This window comes from Brachyspira hampsonii 30446 (assembly GCF_000316195.1).
Classification (GTDB): domain Bacteria; phylum Spirochaetota; class Brachyspiria; order Brachyspirales; family Brachyspiraceae; genus Brachyspira; species Brachyspira hampsonii_C.
The window spans coordinates 1,279,637-1,296,439 of record NZ_JH994111.1 but is presented as its reverse complement, the minus strand read 5'-3'; the positions used below and the strand labels follow the sequence as shown (position 1 = coordinate 1,296,439).

15 protein-coding genes are annotated in these 16,803 nt (G+C 28.1%); 4 read left to right on the top strand and 11 right to left on the bottom strand.

All coding sequences use genetic code 11. The features are described from left to right. Positions 1-5 precede the first annotated feature (5 nt). Positions 6-1,025, top strand: coding sequence for a WYL domain-containing protein (locus A966_RS10345; RefSeq protein WP_008725302.1), 1,020 nt, complete (start codon positions 6-8; stop codon positions 1,023-1,025). A gap of 75 nt (positions 1,026-1,100) precedes the next feature. On the opposite strand, the gene A966_RS10340 is transcribed toward A966_RS10345, so the two are convergent. The 11 genes from A966_RS10340 to nadE form a co-directional block, all read right to left on the bottom strand. Continuing rightward, positions 1,101-3,188 carry a glutamine synthetase III family protein gene (locus tag A966_RS10340; RefSeq protein WP_008725301.1) on the bottom strand — a complete coding sequence of 696 codons (2,088 nt, stop codon included), beginning with the start codon at positions 3,186-3,188 and terminating at the stop codon, positions 1,101-1,103. Between the two features lie 112 nt (positions 3,189-3,300). Next, entirely contained in the window at positions 3,301-4,110 is an 810-nt protein-coding gene (locus tag A966_RS10335; protein WP_008725299.1) for a hypothetical protein, read from the bottom strand. 8 nt (positions 4,111-4,118) lie between these two features. After that, positions 4,119-5,252 carry a protein-glutamate methylesterase/protein-glutamine glutaminase gene (locus A966_RS10330; protein ID WP_008725297.1) on the bottom strand — a complete coding sequence of 378 codons (1,134 nt, stop codon included), beginning with the start codon at positions 5,250-5,252 and terminating at the stop codon, positions 4,119-4,121. A gap of 24 nt (positions 5,253-5,276) precedes the next feature. Further along, complete coding sequence (locus tag A966_RS10325; protein WP_008725296.1) at positions 5,277-5,870, bottom strand: chemotaxis protein CheD; 594 nt, start codon at positions 5,868-5,870, stop codon at positions 5,277-5,279. 15 nt (positions 5,871-5,885) lie between these two features. After that, positions 5,886-6,737 (bottom strand): CheR family methyltransferase, encoded by an 852-nt coding sequence (locus tag A966_RS10320; protein ID WP_008725294.1) that lies wholly within the window; start codon positions 6,735-6,737, stop codon positions 5,886-5,888. An 18-nt stretch (positions 6,738-6,755) separates the two neighbouring features. Continuing rightward, on the bottom strand, positions 6,756-7,286 hold the full coding sequence (locus A966_RS10315; protein ID WP_008725292.1) for a chemotaxis protein CheW: 531 nt from the start codon (positions 7,284-7,286) through the stop codon (positions 6,756-6,758). Positions 7,287-7,297: 11 nt separating this feature from the next. After that, positions 7,298-9,442, bottom strand: coding sequence for a chemotaxis protein CheA (locus A966_RS10310; protein WP_008725290.1), 2,145 nt, complete (start codon positions 9,440-9,442; stop codon positions 7,298-7,300). 62 nt (positions 9,443-9,504) lie between these two features. Further along, the gene (locus tag A966_RS10305) at positions 9,505-9,873 is read right to left on the bottom strand and encodes a response regulator (protein ID WP_008725288.1); all 369 of its coding nucleotides are present in this window, start codon (positions 9,871-9,873) and stop codon (positions 9,505-9,507) included. A gap of 19 nt (positions 9,874-9,892) precedes the next feature. Then, positions 9,893-10,156, bottom strand: coding sequence for a hypothetical protein (locus tag A966_RS10300; RefSeq protein ID WP_008725274.1), 264 nt, complete (start codon positions 10,154-10,156; stop codon positions 9,893-9,895). A gap of 24 nt (positions 10,157-10,180) precedes the next feature. Further along, positions 10,181-12,112 carry a methyl-accepting chemotaxis protein gene (locus A966_RS10295; RefSeq protein ID WP_008725273.1) on the bottom strand — a complete coding sequence of 644 codons (1,932 nt, stop codon included), beginning with the start codon at positions 12,110-12,112 and terminating at the stop codon, positions 10,181-10,183. Positions 12,113-12,243: 131 nt separating this feature from the next. Continuing rightward, a complete protein-coding gene (gene nadE, locus A966_RS10290; RefSeq protein WP_008725272.1) occupies positions 12,244-14,136 on the bottom strand; it encodes an NAD(+) synthase in 1,893 nt (630 codons plus the stop codon). Positions 14,137-14,268: 132 nt separating this feature from the next. Here nadE and A966_RS10285 point away from each other — a divergent pair, with 132 nt between their 5' ends. The 3 genes from A966_RS10285 to A966_RS10275 all read left to right on the top strand — a co-directional run bounded on the left by A966_RS10285 (position 14,269) and on the right by A966_RS10275 (position 16,622). Then, positions 14,269-14,856, top strand: a complete 588-nt coding sequence (locus A966_RS10285) for a pyridoxamine 5'-phosphate oxidase family protein (RefSeq protein ID WP_008725271.1) — start codon at positions 14,269-14,271, stop codon at positions 14,854-14,856. A 113-nt stretch (positions 14,857-14,969) separates the two neighbouring features. Then, positions 14,970-15,956, top strand: coding sequence for a cyclic nucleotide-binding domain-containing protein (locus tag A966_RS10280; RefSeq protein ID WP_008725270.1), 987 nt, complete (start codon positions 14,970-14,972; stop codon positions 15,954-15,956). Positions 15,957-15,986: 30 nt separating this feature from the next. Beyond that, on the top strand, positions 15,987-16,622 hold the full coding sequence (locus tag A966_RS10275; protein ID WP_008725269.1) for a Crp/Fnr family transcriptional regulator: 636 nt from the start codon (positions 15,987-15,989) through the stop codon (positions 16,620-16,622). Positions 16,623-16,803: the final 181 nt, after the last annotated feature.

Genomic DNA, 16,803 nt, shown 5'->3' with positions numbered 1-16,803 from the left:
TATATATGTCAGATAAAAAGAAATTTGAAAGGTTATTTGAATTATATACTTCATTGATGTTAGATGGGTTAGTAGATAAAAATAAATTTATGTATCAGAATAAAATTTCTTTAAGAACATTTCAAAGGGATATAGAAGAAATACAGCTATATTTACAAATAGAGCTTATTTTAGAAAATGATAGATATACTTTAAAAAAGGAAGATTTAAAGAAATTAAAAAGAGGCTTTAATTTTGATAATGATAATCTTAAAAAAAATGTAGATATACTATTTTCTGTATTTATAAAAAAGGTAAGTTCAAATTTATCTTTTATACCTCATTCAACAATATCTAAATTATTACCTCAAAATATAGATGATGATTATTATGATGTTATTGTAATTTCAAATAATGAGATAAATAATATATCAGGGGATAGTGAAAGTATAGAAAAATTACTTTCATGTGTTAAAGATTTAAATGATATAAGTTTTGATTATTATATTCAAAGCAGTAATATTAATTATAAAGTTAAGGCTATAGCATATCTTATTTATTATTTTCAGGGTATATGGTATTTAGTTGCTTATGATAAGAAATATAAAAAGATAAAAACTTATTCTATAACTAGCATATCTAATATAGAAGTAATGCAGAAATTAAAATTTAATAGCAATAAAGAAAAAGAAGAATATTATAAAGAATATAAAAACAGAATTAATAATAGAGAAAAATTGATAAAATTAATAGAGAAAAAAAGAAGTATATATTGGAGTGATAATGAATTAACAAAAACTACTATTTGTTTTAATTCGGATGTTGCTCATTATTTTAAAAATAGAGATTACGGATTCAATCAAAAAATAAAAAAGACATTAGAAGATGGTTCTATAATAGTTAATTTTGATTTTTCATCTTTTACAGAACTAAGAATATTTTTAAGTCCTTGGTTAGGTTCTTTTAAAATAATATCACCAGAAAAATTTAATAAAGAGTTTATAGAACATTTGAATAATGCTTTATCTGTAATGCAAAGTGAATAAAAAGAATTTATATTACAAAAATATAATAAAAGCAGGTAAATAATTTATACCTGCTTTTATTATTTAACTTACTATTTATGATAAACTATAAAGCATATCTCCGTAAGTTGGAAGTTTCCAATATTTTTTAGAAACCGTTCTTTCTAATTCATCTATTGTAACTCTCATATCTTCTAAACATGCAAATATTTTATCTCTTGAAAAATTAGCATATTTTGAAACATCTGTAATTTTTTTACCTTCTGCAATGTATTCTTCTAATTTTGCCAATTTACCGTATAAATCTGAAATAAGTTTATTAAGTTTATTAATTAAATCGCTTTCAACATCAAAATTTACTTTTAAATTATTTTTCTTATCAGCAATATTCGCAAGTTCTCCGCTGTATTCTATAGAAGAAGGGAGTATATGCTTATAGACCATATCTATTAATGTAAGAGCTTCTATATTAATTTCTTTAACATACTCTTCCATTCCTATTTCATATCTTGAATGTATTTCAGCTTCTGTTAGTACTTTATGTTTTGTTAATACATCTATATTTTTTTGAGATATAAAATGAGGTAATGCTTCTGGAGTTGTTTTTAGATTAAATAATCCTCTTTTTTCAGCTTCTTTTACCCATTCATCAGAATAATTATTTCCATTATAAATTATTCTTTTATGTTTTTTAATAGTATCTCTTATAAGTTCATCTAAATCTTTTTCAAAATTTGAAGACTTTTCTAATATATCAGCAAACTGTGATAAAGCTTCGGCAACTATAGTATTTAATATTATATTAGGTCCTGATACTGAGAGACTTGAGCCTACCATTCTAAATTCAAATTTGTTTCCTGTAAATGCTAAAGGAGAAGTTCTGTTTCTGTCAGTAGAATCTTTAGTGAGTCTTGCTAAAGAATTAACTCCCATTTCCATTTCAACCTTTCCCTTTCCCTCATAATCTTTAGAATGTTCCATAGATTCAAGCACTTCAGTTAATTCATCGCCAAGGAACATTGATATGATAGCAGGCGGAGCCTCAGAAGCACCAAGTCTATGATCATTGCTTGCACTTGCAGTTGTAACTCTAAGCAAGTCCTGATATTCATCAATGGCTTTAATTATTGCTACTAAAAATAGCAAAAACTGTTTATTTTTAGCAGGATTGTCTGTAGGATCTAATAGATTCATTCCTGTATCTGTTGCTATAGACCAATTATTATGTTTACCACTTCCATTTACACCTGAAAAAGGTTTTTCATGAAGTATACAAGCTAAATTATGTTTTTCAGCTATTACTTTCATAAGCTCCATTGTAATTTGGTTTTGATCTGTTGCCATATTTGTAATAGTAAACTCCGGAGCTAATTCATATTGGCCAGGAGCTACCTCATTATGCTCTGTTTTAGCAACTATACCTAGTTTCCAAAGCTCAATATCAAGTTCCTTCATAAAGGCAAGCACTCTAGGTTTAATAGCACCGAAATAATGATCTTCTAATTCCTGACCTTTAGGAGGACAGGCACCAAACAATGTTCTTTTACAGTATCTTAAATCAGGTCTTTGTAAATATAGTTCTCTGTCTATTAAAAAATATTCCTGTTCAGCACCAACAGTAGTAAATACTCTATTAACATTATTATGACCGAATAATTTTAATATTCTTTTTGCTTCCTTTTCTATAACCTGCATTGAACGAAGTAGGGGAGTCTTTTTATCTAATGATTCTCCGCTGTAAGAACAAAAAGCACTAGGTATGCATAAAGTATCATCTTTAATGAAAGCATAAGAAGTAGGATCCCATGCTGTATATCCTCTAGCCTCAAATGTAGCTCTTAATCCTCCTGAAGGAAAACTAGAAGCATCTGGCTCGCTTTGAACTAATTCTTTACCGGTAAACTCCATACGAGTTGCACCGTCATCTGTTTGAGCTATAAAGCTGGTATGTTTTTCTGCAGTTACACCGGTCATAGGCTGAAACCAATGAGTAAAATGAGTAGCCCCTTTTTCTATAGCCCATTCTTTCATAGCATGAGCTACTACATTAGCAACTTCTAAATTTAAACGCTCTCCATTTTTTATGGTTTTTATAAGTTTTTTGTAAATGTCTTTAGGGAGTTTATCCTTCATAACATTATCATTAAAAACCATACTACCAAAAATTTCTGGTATTTTTTTCATTTTATATATTTCTCCTAAGAAATTTATTATAAAAATTATAATACAATATTATATCATTACTTTAAATTAATTCAATATTACTATTAAGAGTTATAAGAAAAAAATAAGAATTTTACAAGTTTTCATGTATTAATTGTTTTAATTTGTATAATGCTTTTAATAATTCTTTTCTATCTATATTATTTCTAGCTGAAAACAAAACTTTTATATCATTAATTTCAGAAAGCGACATATAATCACTGCTTGCAATTCTTTCATAAATATATTCAATAGTCTTTAATATAGCATCATCATAATTATTGAAGTTAAAGTATTCATCAGGCAAATTCCATATAAGTGCTTCTATTATAGGCGGAGTAAGTTCATTAATATGTTTAATTTCAGAAGAGAAAGTAAGGAATATATGTTTAAATATTTTTATTAAATTAATAAAATTGGATCCGCAGTTATGTTCTTTTTTATCAAAATTTTTATTATCTAATTTTGGATAGAAAATTTCATTTTTTTCATTACTATCTGTAACCAAAGCACCTTCAACATTATTATCCAAATTTTTAAATGATGGTATTAATACAATTTTTTCATTTTCATATTCTAGAATCAAAGATGATGATGTGTCATTAACTTTATTTGAATATAAGTCATCATTTTTAATTAATTCCAAAATAGAAGATTTGAATTTTCTAGTATCAGATGCATTATCATCTAATATTAAAAAAACATTAAGATATTCCATGTAAGTTACATCTGTTCTATTTCGTTTTGAACCAGTTGGAATAATAGAAATATTGTTAAACTGCTTATGAGATGATATTAATTTAGATATAAAATCCAACTTTTTTTCTATTTTATAGTATGGGTAAGCTGTAGAACTGCTTACCCATTTATTTATATAATCATATAAATCTATATATTCTTTCATTTTTTAATTTATACTCTTTTCAAAGCCGCAGCCAATATTTTATCTAAAGGAAGCACTTCATCAACACCGCCTCTAGCTATTGCTTCTCTAGGCATACCAAATACAGTACAAGTTTCTTCATTTTGAGCTATATTATAAGCACCGGCATCTTTCATTTCTTTCATACCATTAGCACCGTCATCACCCATACCAGTAAGTATAATTCCTATAGCTTTGTTTTTAGCATAAACAGCACCGCTTCTGAAAAGTACATCTACAGAAGGTTTATGTCTCGTAACAGGCTCTCCGTCTCTAACTTCTATATAATATTTACCGCCTTTAACCTTAATCATAGTATGTTTAGCACCTCTTGCAAGTACAGCCTGACCTCTTCCTATACTCATACCGTCTTCAGATTCAGCAACATCAATTTTTAGAATACTATTTAATCTCTTAGCAAAAGAAGTAGTAAAATGTTCAGGCATATGCTGAGCAATAACTATAGGCGGAGCAGATGGAGTAACATTTTTTAAGCATTCTATTAAAGCTTCTGTACCCCCTGTAGAAGAACCTATAAGAATAATTTTATCCATAGGAGTTTCTCTTGAAGGTGTAAGAGGAAGAATAATATCAGCAGTATTTTTTTGATAAACTTTAAATCCAGCGGTTTTAGGAGCTTCCAAGCTGATAGGTGTTCTTTCTACTGTAGGAGTCGTATCAGTAGGCATAGTAACACCATGTTTTCTATAGAATTTAGCTCTGTTTGCATAAGCATTTTTAATTTTTTCAACTAAATCTGTAGCTAGTTCTTCAACACCATCTCTAACATTAGCAGATGGTTTTATAACATAATCAAAAGCACCTATATTTAATGCATCTAAAGCCAATTCTCTATGTTTATCCAAAAGCGAACTAAACATTATTACAGGGATAGGGTTATTAAGCATAAGTTTTTTAAGATAAGTAATACCGTCCATTTCAGGCATTTCTATATCCAAAGTAATAATGTCCGGTTTAAGATTTTTTACCTTATTTTCAGCTAGAATTGGATTTGCAGCAGTTCCCACCATTTCTAAAGCAGGATCTGAGTTTACAATTTTAGTAAGTAACTGTCTAATTAGTGCGCTATCATCAATAGCTAATACTTTAATTTTTGTAGCCATATAAAATCCTTAATTATTAATATATTAAAACAATGTAATATCTGATTTTTCTTCAAGTTTATGCTGTAAATTTTTAGAGTATTTAATTTCTTGTTCAGCTGAAAATTCTTTTGTCTTACCTTCTAATTTTTTCATAAGCACTCTATTTTCTGTATTGAAGAAGAATACTTTTCTAGGCCAATTACCGCCTATATCTTCACTTACTATAGGTATTTTTTCATCTGCCAAGAATTTTTTAGCAAATTGTATATTCTTATCAGGTACTTGAAGTATATTACTAGTCATACCTGAAAGTACATGTCCGCCTCCGAATATTTTAGCTGTAAGATTTTCCTTTTTTCCTCCTAATTTGATAATTTCGTTTATAAGAACCTCCATAGCAAAAACACCATATCTAGTATTATTATAATCGTCAGCCGGATTTTCCCATTCTCTCATTTCAGGAAGCATAAAGTGATTCATACCTCCGAATTTTAATTTATTCTCAAACAGGCATACAGATATACAACTGCCCAGAACTGTTTTTATTACAGCAGGTTCTTTCGAAGCATAGTAACCACCTATATATATTGTGATTCTTTTAAAATTGCTATTGGCTGCTGCCGGAAAATCAATCATTATTATCTCCCATAATTAAATCTTTTTGTAGATATTGCTTGCTACATATTTAAATTTATCAGATACACCGAATAAAGTTTCCGAGTGTCCTATAAATACTAAACCGTCATCTTTCAAATATCTATGAAATTTATTAAATAATTCCTTTTGGAACTCTTTATCAAAATAAATAATAACATTCCTACAAAATATTAAATCAAATTGAGTATGAATATCAAAATCTTCATCTTTAAAATTTAATTGTCTAAAAAATAAATTCTTTTTTAGAATATCCTTTACTTTATATAATCCTTCTTTATCGCCTGTACCTCTTAAAAAGTATTTTCTTAATATGTTATCCTGTATTGGATCAACAGATTCATCTTTATAAATACCAGCCCTTCCATGAGCTAATACATTAGTATCTATATCACTAGCCAAGACTTTTATATCATATTTATCATAGTTGGAACCAAAATACTCATGCAAAGTCATTTGAATAGTGTAGGGCTCTTCTCCAGTTGAGCAAGCTGCTGACCATATTCTAAGATTTTTAACTTTTCCTGCTTTAAAATTTTTTTCCCATTCTGGAAGAAATGTACTTTTCATATATTCAAAATGCTTATTTTCTCTAAAGAAATCAGTTTTATTAGTAGTAACAGCATTAACAAAATTTGTAAGTTCCTCATCTTTAGCATTTTTAACAAAATCTATATATTCTCTGAAAGAGTTCATTTTTAAAGCTCTTAGTCTCTTACTTAATCTCGAAGTTACTAAAGCTCTTTTATGACTAGTCATTTGTATTCTAGTTTTATCATAAATAATTTTAACTAATTCATTAAACTCAGCATCGCTTAAAGCAGGCATATGCTCATTTATATCTTCCATTTTTATACCTCAATGATATTATACTGTTTGATTATTGGCATCATTAGATTTTATAATTTCTTCTATAGGAAGAACCATAATAATCTTATTTTCTAATCTAATAACATTAGAAATTTGAAGTCCTCTCATATTATCAATAGGGGTTTCTGTCATCTGACTTTCATAAACTGTAATAACATCGCTTACCATATCAGCCAATATACCAAATTTTCTATTAGTAGTTGATATTACTATAATAACATCATCTTCAATAGAATGATCATCTCTTCTATCTAATCCGAATCTTATTCTTATATCAACTATATGAAGAATATTACCTCTCAAATTCATAAGTCCTCTCATAAATTTAGGACTGCCTGGAACAGGAGTTATATTAGTTACACCTACAATACCTTCAATACTCAATACATCAAGAGCATATTCTTCATTGTCTATTTTAAATACTAAAAATTGCTGGCTAGGTTCAATAGAAATATTTTCATCATGTTCTAAAGATGTACCTCCAACCTGAGGTATATTAGCTGCATTTATTTTTTGATTATCTAACATATTACAATCCTTTATTTTACGCCGTTATTTATTTTTCCTTGTAGAGACATATTTACTAGTCCTTGTATATCTATAATGAGAGCTATTCTTCCGTCTCCAAGTATAGTACCTCCGGCTATTCCTGCATGTTTACTGAATGCTGAGTCTAAAGATTTAATAACTACCTGCTGCTGATCTAAAAGTTCATCAACAAAAATAGCACATTTTCTATATCCAGCTTCAACAACTACTACTATACCATCATCTATGTTATCTACTTGTGTTTCTATTTCAAATACTTTATGGAGTCTTATTAAAGGCAGATATTCATCTCTAATTTTTATCATTTCACCTTTGCCTTCAAAAGGTTTTACCTGCTCATTTTTTACTTTTATTTGTTCTATGATAGAAATTAGAGGCATAATATATATTTGCTTACCTAAAGCAAAAGTAATACCTTCAATAATAGCCAAAGTCAAAGGAAGTTTAACTATAAAGGTACTGCCTTTACCTTCTACAGATTTAATTTCTATTTTACCTTTCATTTTTTCAACATTTGCTCTAACAACATCCATACCAACACCTCTTCCGGATATGTCAGTTATTTTATCAGCAGTTGAAACTCCAGGGTAGAATATAGTTCTGTATATTTCTACATCAGAATATTTACCGTCTTTTGAAAGCAGTCCTTTTTCAATGGCTTTACTTAATATTTTTTCTTTATTTAATCCATTTCCATCATCAGCTACCTCTATAACAACATGTCCTTCTTGGTGTGCTGCTGACATTGTTATAGTACCATACTCTGGTTTTCCTCTAGCTATTCTCTCTTCTTTAGTTTTTTCTATACCATGGTCCATGGAATTTCTTATCATGTGTTTGAGAGGATCAGATAACTGTTCAAGCATGTTCTTATCTATCTCAGTAGTTTCACCCTTAAGAACTAGTTTAACCTCTTTATGTAATTCTAAGTTTAAGTCTCTAACATATCTATGGAACTGGTTGAATATAGGACCTATAGGCATCATCCTAATATTCATAACTTCTTCTTGTATTTGTCTTGAAGTTCTATCCATTGAACTTACAGCTTCTTTAAGTCCATTATCAATATCTAAACTTTGAGTAAGCTGCATTATTCTTGACTGAGCTATAACAAGTTCTCCAATTAAGTTCATTAAACTGTCTAATTTTCTTGTATCAACCCTAACTGTTGAAGGAGCCTGAACTTTAGCTTTATGTACTGCCGGCTGAGCCTGAGCATTATTAGCAGGAGCATTTTCGGCAGGCTTTTCTTCAGCCTTAGGAGCCTCTGCCGGTTTAGCTTCTTCAGCTTTAGGAGCTTCTGCAGCAGGTTTTACTTCATCATCATCTTTAATATCCGCTTTTGTATTTACAATATTAATATCATTGTCATCTATTACAAACAAGAAAATATTTTGCACCTGTTCATCTGGAGCATTAGTATCAAAATCCAAAGAAAACTGAGTGTAGCAAACATAAGGATCTTCAAGATTTAAAATAGTTGGTAAATTATTACATTCTATTTTTAAATTATTAATAGTACCAATAGCTCTAAGGTCATTCAAGAACATAAGAGGGTCTATACCATTATCAAAAATAGTAGCTTTAAATCCCATATCAATATGGAAAGAATTAGAGCCTCCGCTAGATGCTGCTGCTTCTGATGGTTTGGCTTCTTCAGCTTTAGGAGTTTCTGCTGGTTTAGCTTCTTCAACTTTAGGAGCTTCTGCCGGTTTTGGAGCAGGAGCTACTGCAGCAGGATCATTCCCATCGGCTATGGCTTTAATCTTAGCCTTTAATGAATCTATATTAGTAACACCATCTGTTTCACCCTTACCGTCTACAATATTTTGCAGCATAAGTTTAACAGTATCTAAAAACTCAAGAAGTACTGTTATCATTTGCGGAGTTACATCCAATTTACCGCTTCTTACCTTTTCTAATAAATTTTCTGCAACATGGTTTAACTCACTCATAGTAGTGAAACCAACAGTACCCGCTGAAGATTTAAGAGTATGAGCACTTCTGAAGATTTTATTTAAAAGGTCTTCGTCACTTTTATTATCCTCTAACAAAACTAAATCATTTTCTAAACCTTCTACAATCTCTTTAGCTTCGCTTAAGAATATCGAAATAAATTCATCACTATCAAACATGTATTACACCTCTACCTTTGATAAAATTCTTATTAAAAAAATAATAATAAGATGGTTGGACATTAATTTAAAAAACGTTTAACAACGTCCAAAAGTTGAGTCGGGTTAAATGGCTTTACTAGCCAACCACTTGCACCTGCGGCTTTACCCTCCATTTTTTTCTCATCTTGAGATTCTGTTGTAAGCATTAGAATAGGGGTATATTTATGCTGATCTACCTTTCTTACATGCTTAATAAATTCTATACCATCCATTTTTGGCATATTAAGGTCTGTTATTATCATATCAACATTTGGAGTTTTACCTAGAACCTCTAAACCTGTAGTACCATCATCTGCAGACACTACAGTATAACTGCCCTTTTTCAAGGTATATTCAACAGATGCTCTAGCTGTATTTGAATCGTCTACAATTAGTATTGTTTTAGCCATACTTTAACCTCTTATATCATTAATTATTTTTATCGTTAATTATATTTAAATATTCTACAAATAAATTATCCATGCCTTCTACTATAAGGTTTTTTTGATTTTTCGCAAGCTCTTTTTTCATAGCATACAATATTTGCAAACCTGCTAAATCCACATGGGCAGGACCTTCACAATTAAATTTTACAGTTATATCTTCGTTATAATTAGCACTTTTTATGACATTCTTAAAATATTTACCCATAGTTCGTATATTAAGATTATCACTTATTTCTATAACTGACATAAATAAATACCTCCATTACTTTTATTAAAACATAGTAAAATCGCCGCTATCGGCACCCACATCTATACTTATATCGACATTTGGTGCATCTTCTCCAGATAAAATACTATTAGCAATAGCTCTTTCTTTTTTTATTGTATAAGAATTAACTATATCCAAATATTTATCGCTTTCTATTTTCCAATTATCTATACCTAATGATTGATAATATTCAGTTTTTTTATTTCTTATAACATTTCTCATGCTATTAAAAATTTCTATTATTTCATTAATTTTAGTTAGTAATGTACTTAAAGAACTTAAATCTACTAAAGTTTTATCTATAAGTCCAAATAATTCATCAGCATAGCTATCTAATCTTTTTATATTATTATTAATGATATATTTTGACTCATCTAAACGTTTGCTTACACTTTCTGTCATAGATTCTATAAAAGAATGCTCGCTTGACTGCTGATTAATATTTGATTTAAATTTATTGATTGAACTGAAAATAGCAGATTTAATATTATGGAACTGCTCCAAACATCCGTCTACTGTTTCTGTAATGTTAGTAGCTATTGATTCAACGCTTTCTATAGAAAAAGTCTTAGAATTATTAAATATATTACTATTTTTTTCAAGTTCTATTTTAGCTAAAAAGTTAATTGAGTTAAAAGTTTTAGCAATATTTTTTGTTTCTAAGAACATACTTTCTAATTCTTCTATTGAATCTATTATAGCTATATTACTGTCAGATATTCTGTATTTATTAGTTAAAAATAATTTAAAATTTTCTAAATAAAGTTTAATAAAGCCCATATATTCATTAAATAGGGATTCAGAAACTGTAAAAGGAAATTCCGATTTACCTGTTTCTCCGCCTATCATATATTCCACTATAGTGGTTCTATCTGATGTAATATCAGTTAAAGCATCTTTTAATCCTTTTAAACTTTTATAAATATCTGAGTTAGTAAGATCTATTTCTTCATGTATTGATTTGAAATTTTCTATTATTAAAGTTAAAACAACATCATCAAATGTAAGCAAATCTAATAATCTATGCTCTAAAGTCTGATTTTCTGTTTTCTCTAAATCTTCAGCACCCATAGTTTCAACTTGAGAACCATAATAATCTATAAAATTTCTATTTTCATAAACTATAGAATTTATTGATTCAACTATGTGTTCAGTCTGCTGCCTAACTATATCCTCACGAGGAAGAACCATCATTACTTCAAATATAAAGTCATAAGTGTTATCGACTCTTGATATTATATCTGATATTACATTAGAAAATACTGCAAAAGAATTAACCATGTTATTATGTTCTTTATCAAGCTGTTCTCTCATGATTGTGAAATTTTGTCTTTGCAGCTCATTAGTTTTTAGTATTTCAGTTTTAAATGATTCAAACCTTACAAATAATTCCTTACCGATTCTATTCATTTGATCTGCCTGTTCATTTGATGTTTCAGACATTTTTATTATGTTTTTAGATATTTCTCCGAAAGCCTTACCGCCGGCACCATATTTAGATGATATAATAATTGCATTCAATGAATAAACTTTAATTTGATCAGCAAGCATTCTAATTTGTTCTATAGAATCCATAATATTGCTTGTTTTGCCTACATCTTCAACTAAGGAATCTGAAAGCTCATTATCCTGTGATATAAAATTCTGCATTCTATCGAATGATCTAAAGAAGTCTTCCTGATTTTCGTCCAAATCATTTGAAAAGTTTTTTTCACCTTTTTCTTTGTTAGTAAAATATGAAAGCAAATTATTAGCTTTTTCATTTTCATTTTTCATTTCCTGTTCTATCATAGGAAACTTTTCACCTATAAAACTATATACTCTTCCTACTTCTTCAAGAAAAGAGTTAATATCTTTTACGGTTGTTTCTAATATTGCAGAATAGTCAAGGATATCCTGCTTTATATTATTGTCTATAATACTAGTTGCTGCCACTTTACATTATTTCCTAACATTCTAAAAAATTATATATTACAATATAAATATAACATTTATTATTGCTTTTTGCAAGTAAAATTTTAATTACACAATAATTTTACAGTAAAATTATATTTAATTAAAGCTTTTTAATATTGTTCAAAAATTTTATTTTTCAGGTATAGATATTTGGAAGTGTAATAAATCCTATTTTGTGATTCTCTGTTACCAAATCCAAAAGTTCTTCTGCTTACTGCAAGTATTGGAGGAGCCTGTATTCTCTTAGAGATAGCCATACCCATATATTGCTTCCACCATCTTTCTAAATCATCTACAAAGTCTGCTCCGCTATTAAAATATTTTTTTAATATTCCTTTTTGGCATCCTATTTTTTCCTCCAGCTTTCCTGATATATAAAATTCTAGTATATCTTCCAATATTGCCCTGTTCCAAGATTCCATTAAAAATTTAAACAAATAATCATGATAATCATATTTTATTGGATCGCCCTTGCCTTCATCAACAGCCTGAGCAGTTGAAAGTTCCGCACTAGGTACAATATTTATAGTGCCTTCAGGTATAATTTCCTTTTTAAATACTTCTTTGTTAACATAATTAGCCAGACCGTATATCTGATACTTCCATAAATCTGCTAAACATGCAAAAAATCCTGCTCCGTCTCCATACATAGTTGAATATCCTACCATAGTTTCAGTTTTATTGGCATTGCATGTAAATACACCGTCAAAACTAGCAGCTATAGCAGATAATACTCTTGAGGATCTGTCTCTTGCCTGTATATTTTCTATAACAAATGATGATACTTTTAAATGATCTTCTTTTCCGTCTTTTATAATAGGGGAGCTTTCTAATTGTTTGACAGTATAATCTACAGACTCCTGTATAGGAACCACCATATAAGCACAGCCTAAATTATCAGATAAGCTTTTAGCAAGATTTTTAGTTGTATCAGAATTAAATTTACTAGGCATATTCACTAAAAGAACATTATCTTTTCCTATTGCATTTACATACATTGCAGATGATAAGGCAGAATCAATACCTCCTGATACACCTATAACTACTTTGTTAATTCCAATAGATTTCATAAATTTTCTAATTCCGTAAATAACAGTATCATATATTAATTTGTATTCATTTTCTTCCTTTATTTCTATGGATTTACCAAATGATTTATTTTTTACATCAATATCAATGAAGTATAAATCTTCTTCGTATCTTTTTCCTGTTAATAATAAATTGCCTTTATTATCGTAAATAGAACTTCTGCCATCAAATGTATATACTGTTTTACCATTATTTTGTATTCCTACATTATTAACATATATAAGAGGAGTATTATGTTTACTTGCTATTTCTCCGTACATGCTATGTCTTTTAATGTCTTTTACCAAAGTATATGGAGAACTTGATATATTAATAAATAAATCTACATCATTATTGGAATTTATAATGTCCATAGGTGAAAATAAATAATTCTTACTCCATGCATCTTCACATATAGTCAAACCTAATTTTATTTTTTCTCCATTACATTCTATATCTAATGGCTTTAAATATTCTTTTATATCTTTATTGTTTTCAAAAGCTAAATCCTTTAAACTAAAAAAATGTCTAGGATCTTCAAATTCTTTATAATTAGGAAGCAAAGATTTTATTATAAAAGGATATTCAGTAGTATTATTATGTATTAATTTGCCGTCTTTAGATACAAACATGGCATTATATTTTCTAAGTCTTCCGTCAAAATTCTTTTTATTTTTATCAGATGCAACATTTCCAAAAATTACATATATTCCATTTGAAGATTTTATTATTTCTTTTCCAAGTTCCTCACATTCTCTTATAAATGACTCACTTTCCCACATATCCCCAATCATATATCCTGAAACACATAATTCTGGAAATATTACCATATCTGCATTTTCTTTTTTTGCTTTACTTATAAAACTTATTATTCTTGCTGCATTATCACAAGGCATAGATGGTATTATTTCTAATTGAGAAACAGCTATTTTCATATCAAGTAACTCCAAATAATTTAAATAATTAATTTATAAAGAAAAAATATAATAAACCGTTATATATATTATAATAAAAATTATTAATTTAGTCTACAACTATAATACAATTTAAATAGTTATATTTGGTGTATGAGAAGAAAAGATTTTATATTTGAAGACAGAGAAGAAATATATAATATGCTTAATAGTATAGAATTCGGAGTTATGGCTTTACCTGATAATATACCTTATGCTGTACCTATAAGTTTTTGCTATGAAAATTATGAAATATATTTTCATGGAGCTATGGCTGGAAGGAAATATGAAATTTTGAAAAATAATCCTAAAGTATCTTTTAGTGCTTCAAAACCATATTCATATATACCATCTGAATTTTTAAATGGTAAAATGATACCGACACAGTTTTTCTTTTCAGTTTTTATAGAAGGTGAATTTCAAACTATAGATGATATATCAAGAAGAAAAGAAATTTTATACAAAATAGTAAGAAAATATGAACCCAATAATAATAATTTATCTATAGACAATAAAATATTTGATTATGCACAAAAAAATATGCTTGTAGGCGTTATAAAAATTAAAAATATTACTGCAAAAGCTAAATTTGGGCAAAATATATCAGATGAGGAGATAAAAATTATAATAGATGAACTAAATACAAGATCTAAAGACATTGATATTGAAACTATAGATATGATAAATAAACTAAGAAAATGAAAAAAATAACTTGAAAAAAGTATTATAAGTGATAGAATAATATAATAAAATAATCTTTTTTTATTCTAAAAAACTTTAGATATAATTAAATTATTAGTTAAGGAAAAAATTTAATGCAAACAAGAGTATATAAAGCAGGTTCCATAGTATATTTCACAGGCGATACCTCAGATAGAGTTTATATATTAAAACAAGGTCAGGCTCAAAGTATATTTTTATCGGAAGAAACAGGATATGAAACTAGGGAGCTTATTAATATAGGAGAGTTTTTTGGGGTAAAAAGTATACTAGGTACTTATCCGCAGGAAGATACTGTTCAGTGCTTAACCGATTGTGTTGTTATTATCATTACTTATGAAGAATTTGAAAGTTTGATTGAAAAGAATAAACCTATAATAATAAAAATGTTAAAGGTATTTTCAAATCAGCTTAGAAGAATTAATAAAAGAGTAAGAGAACTTGTAGAAAATGATATAAGTGAGGAAGGTCAGGATCCTTTAGAGGGATTATACGGAATAGGGGAGTTTTACTTTAAAAATAAAAAGTATAGAAATGCCCTTTATGCTTATAAAAGATATATACAATATGCTGATGAAGATTCTGCTTTTTATAATACTGTAAAAGAAAAAATTGAAGAATGTAAAGAAGAATTAGATATTACAGATGATAGCGATATAGCACCGCCTGTTTCAAATGCTCCTGTTTCAGCTCCTAAAACTCAGGCTAAAGCAGCAATTAATGATCCTGCATATAATAAGGCTGTTGAATTATATAACAATAATGATTATATTAATTCATTAAAAGCATTTAATAATTTAATTAAAAGCCCTGATACTGCTGTTGCTGAGAATTCTATATTTTATATGGGTAAATGCTATTATAATATAAATAAGTATGATAATGCTTCAACTGTATTATTATCAGCGATAAAAAAATATCCTAAATCTTCAAATGTTAAAGAGGCTATACTATTTTTAGCTAAGAGCTGTGAGGGCAGCGGAAATAAAACTAAAGCAAAAGCATATTATCAAAAAGTTATTTCAATGCCTCCTATGGATAATTTCTCAAAAGAAGCAAATGCAAGTATTTCAAGACTGTAATTTTATATAAAAAGAAAGTAAGGAACAAATATGGATAATAATTTAAGTTCTCATACAAAAAAATACAATACTGACGATGTTATATTTCTGGAATATGAAAGAGGAGATAAATTCTATTTAGTTCAAAGCGGATCTGTAAAAATTACCAAAGTTATAAAAGATGTTGAAAAATTATTAGACATAGTTTATCCCGGTGAATTTTTCGGAGAAATGGCTATATTAGAAGATACCACAAGAAGTGCATCAGCTATAGCAAATGAGCCTACAGTGCTTTTGGAATTAAGAAAAGAAAATTTCCAAAATATATTGGCTAACAATACAGTTATGGCTTTGAAGCTGTCAAAGACTTTTGCTAAAAGAATATTTGATGCCAAAAGAAGACTTTTAATACTTCAGTTAAATGAAACTGATTTGAGAGTATATGACTGTCTTTTACTTCTAGCAGAACTTCAGAATATACCTAGAGATCATTATTATGAGCCTCAGGAATTGAATGCCACTATAAATGATATAGCTAATTGGTGCGGTGTAAAGGTGGTTGAAGTACAGAAAGTTTTAAATACATTGGTAAAAACAGGTAAAATAGATATTAGAACTAATACAATTTATGTTAAAAACTTAAAAGAGATTCAAAGACAAATCGATTTAAAGAGAAAGAAATCATAATAGTAAATAATTTTAAATAAGTTAGCTGATGACTGATTATTGCAGTTATCAGCTTTTATTTTATATTTATTTTTATTAATTATTTAAATATATTCACTAAAAACATATATTAATAATATAATAATTTACAATATAATTATATTAAAATATATAATAATTCTTTTTATCATCTATAATAAAA

Bases quoted from the DNA above. Each gene is read 5' to 3' on its own strand.
- A966_RS10345 (WP_008725302.1), top strand. From the start codon at position 6: ATGTCAGATAAAAAGAAATTTGAAAGGTTATTTGAATTATATACTTCA.
- A966_RS10275 (WP_008725269.1), top strand. From the start codon at position 15,987: ATGGATAATAATTTAAGTTCTCATACAAAAAAATACAATACTGACGAT.
- A966_RS10285 (WP_008725271.1), top strand. From the start codon at position 14,269: ATGAGAAGAAAAGATTTTATATTTGAAGACAGAGAAGAAATATATAAT.
- A966_RS10330 (WP_008725297.1), bottom strand. From the start codon at position 5,252: ATGGCTACAAAAATTAAAGTATTAGCTATTGATGATAGCGCACTAATT.
- A966_RS10310 (WP_008725290.1), bottom strand. From the start codon at position 9,442: ATGTTTGATAGTGATGAATTTATTTCGATATTCTTAAGCGAAGCTAAA.
- nadE (WP_008725272.1), bottom strand. From the start codon at position 14,136: ATGAAAATAGCTGTTTCTCAATTAGAAATAATACCATCTATGCCTTGT.
- A966_RS10305 (WP_008725288.1), bottom strand. From the start codon at position 9,873: ATGGCTAAAACAATACTAATTGTAGACGATTCAAATACAGCTAGAGCA.
- A966_RS10320 (WP_008725294.1), bottom strand. From the start codon at position 6,737: ATGGAAGATATAAATGAGCATATGCCTGCTTTAAGCGATGCTGAGTTT.
- A966_RS10335 (WP_008725299.1), bottom strand. From the start codon at position 4,110: ATGAAAGAATATATAGATTTATATGATTATATAAATAAATGGGTAAGC.
- A966_RS10325 (WP_008725296.1), bottom strand. From the start codon at position 5,870: ATGATTGATTTTCCGGCAGCAGCCAATAGCAATTTTAAAAGAATCACA.
- A966_RS10280 (WP_008725270.1), top strand. From the start codon at position 14,970: ATGCAAACAAGAGTATATAAAGCAGGTTCCATAGTATATTTCACAGGC.
- A966_RS10315 (WP_008725292.1), bottom strand. From the start codon at position 7,286: ATGTTAGATAATCAAAAAATAAATGCAGCTAATATACCTCAGGTTGGA.
- A966_RS10300 (WP_008725274.1), bottom strand. From the start codon at position 10,156: ATGTCAGTTATAGAAATAAGTGATAATCTTAATATACGAACTATGGGT.
- A966_RS10340 (WP_008725301.1), bottom strand. From the start codon at position 3,188: ATGAAAAAAATACCAGAAATTTTTGGTAGTATGGTTTTTAATGATAAT.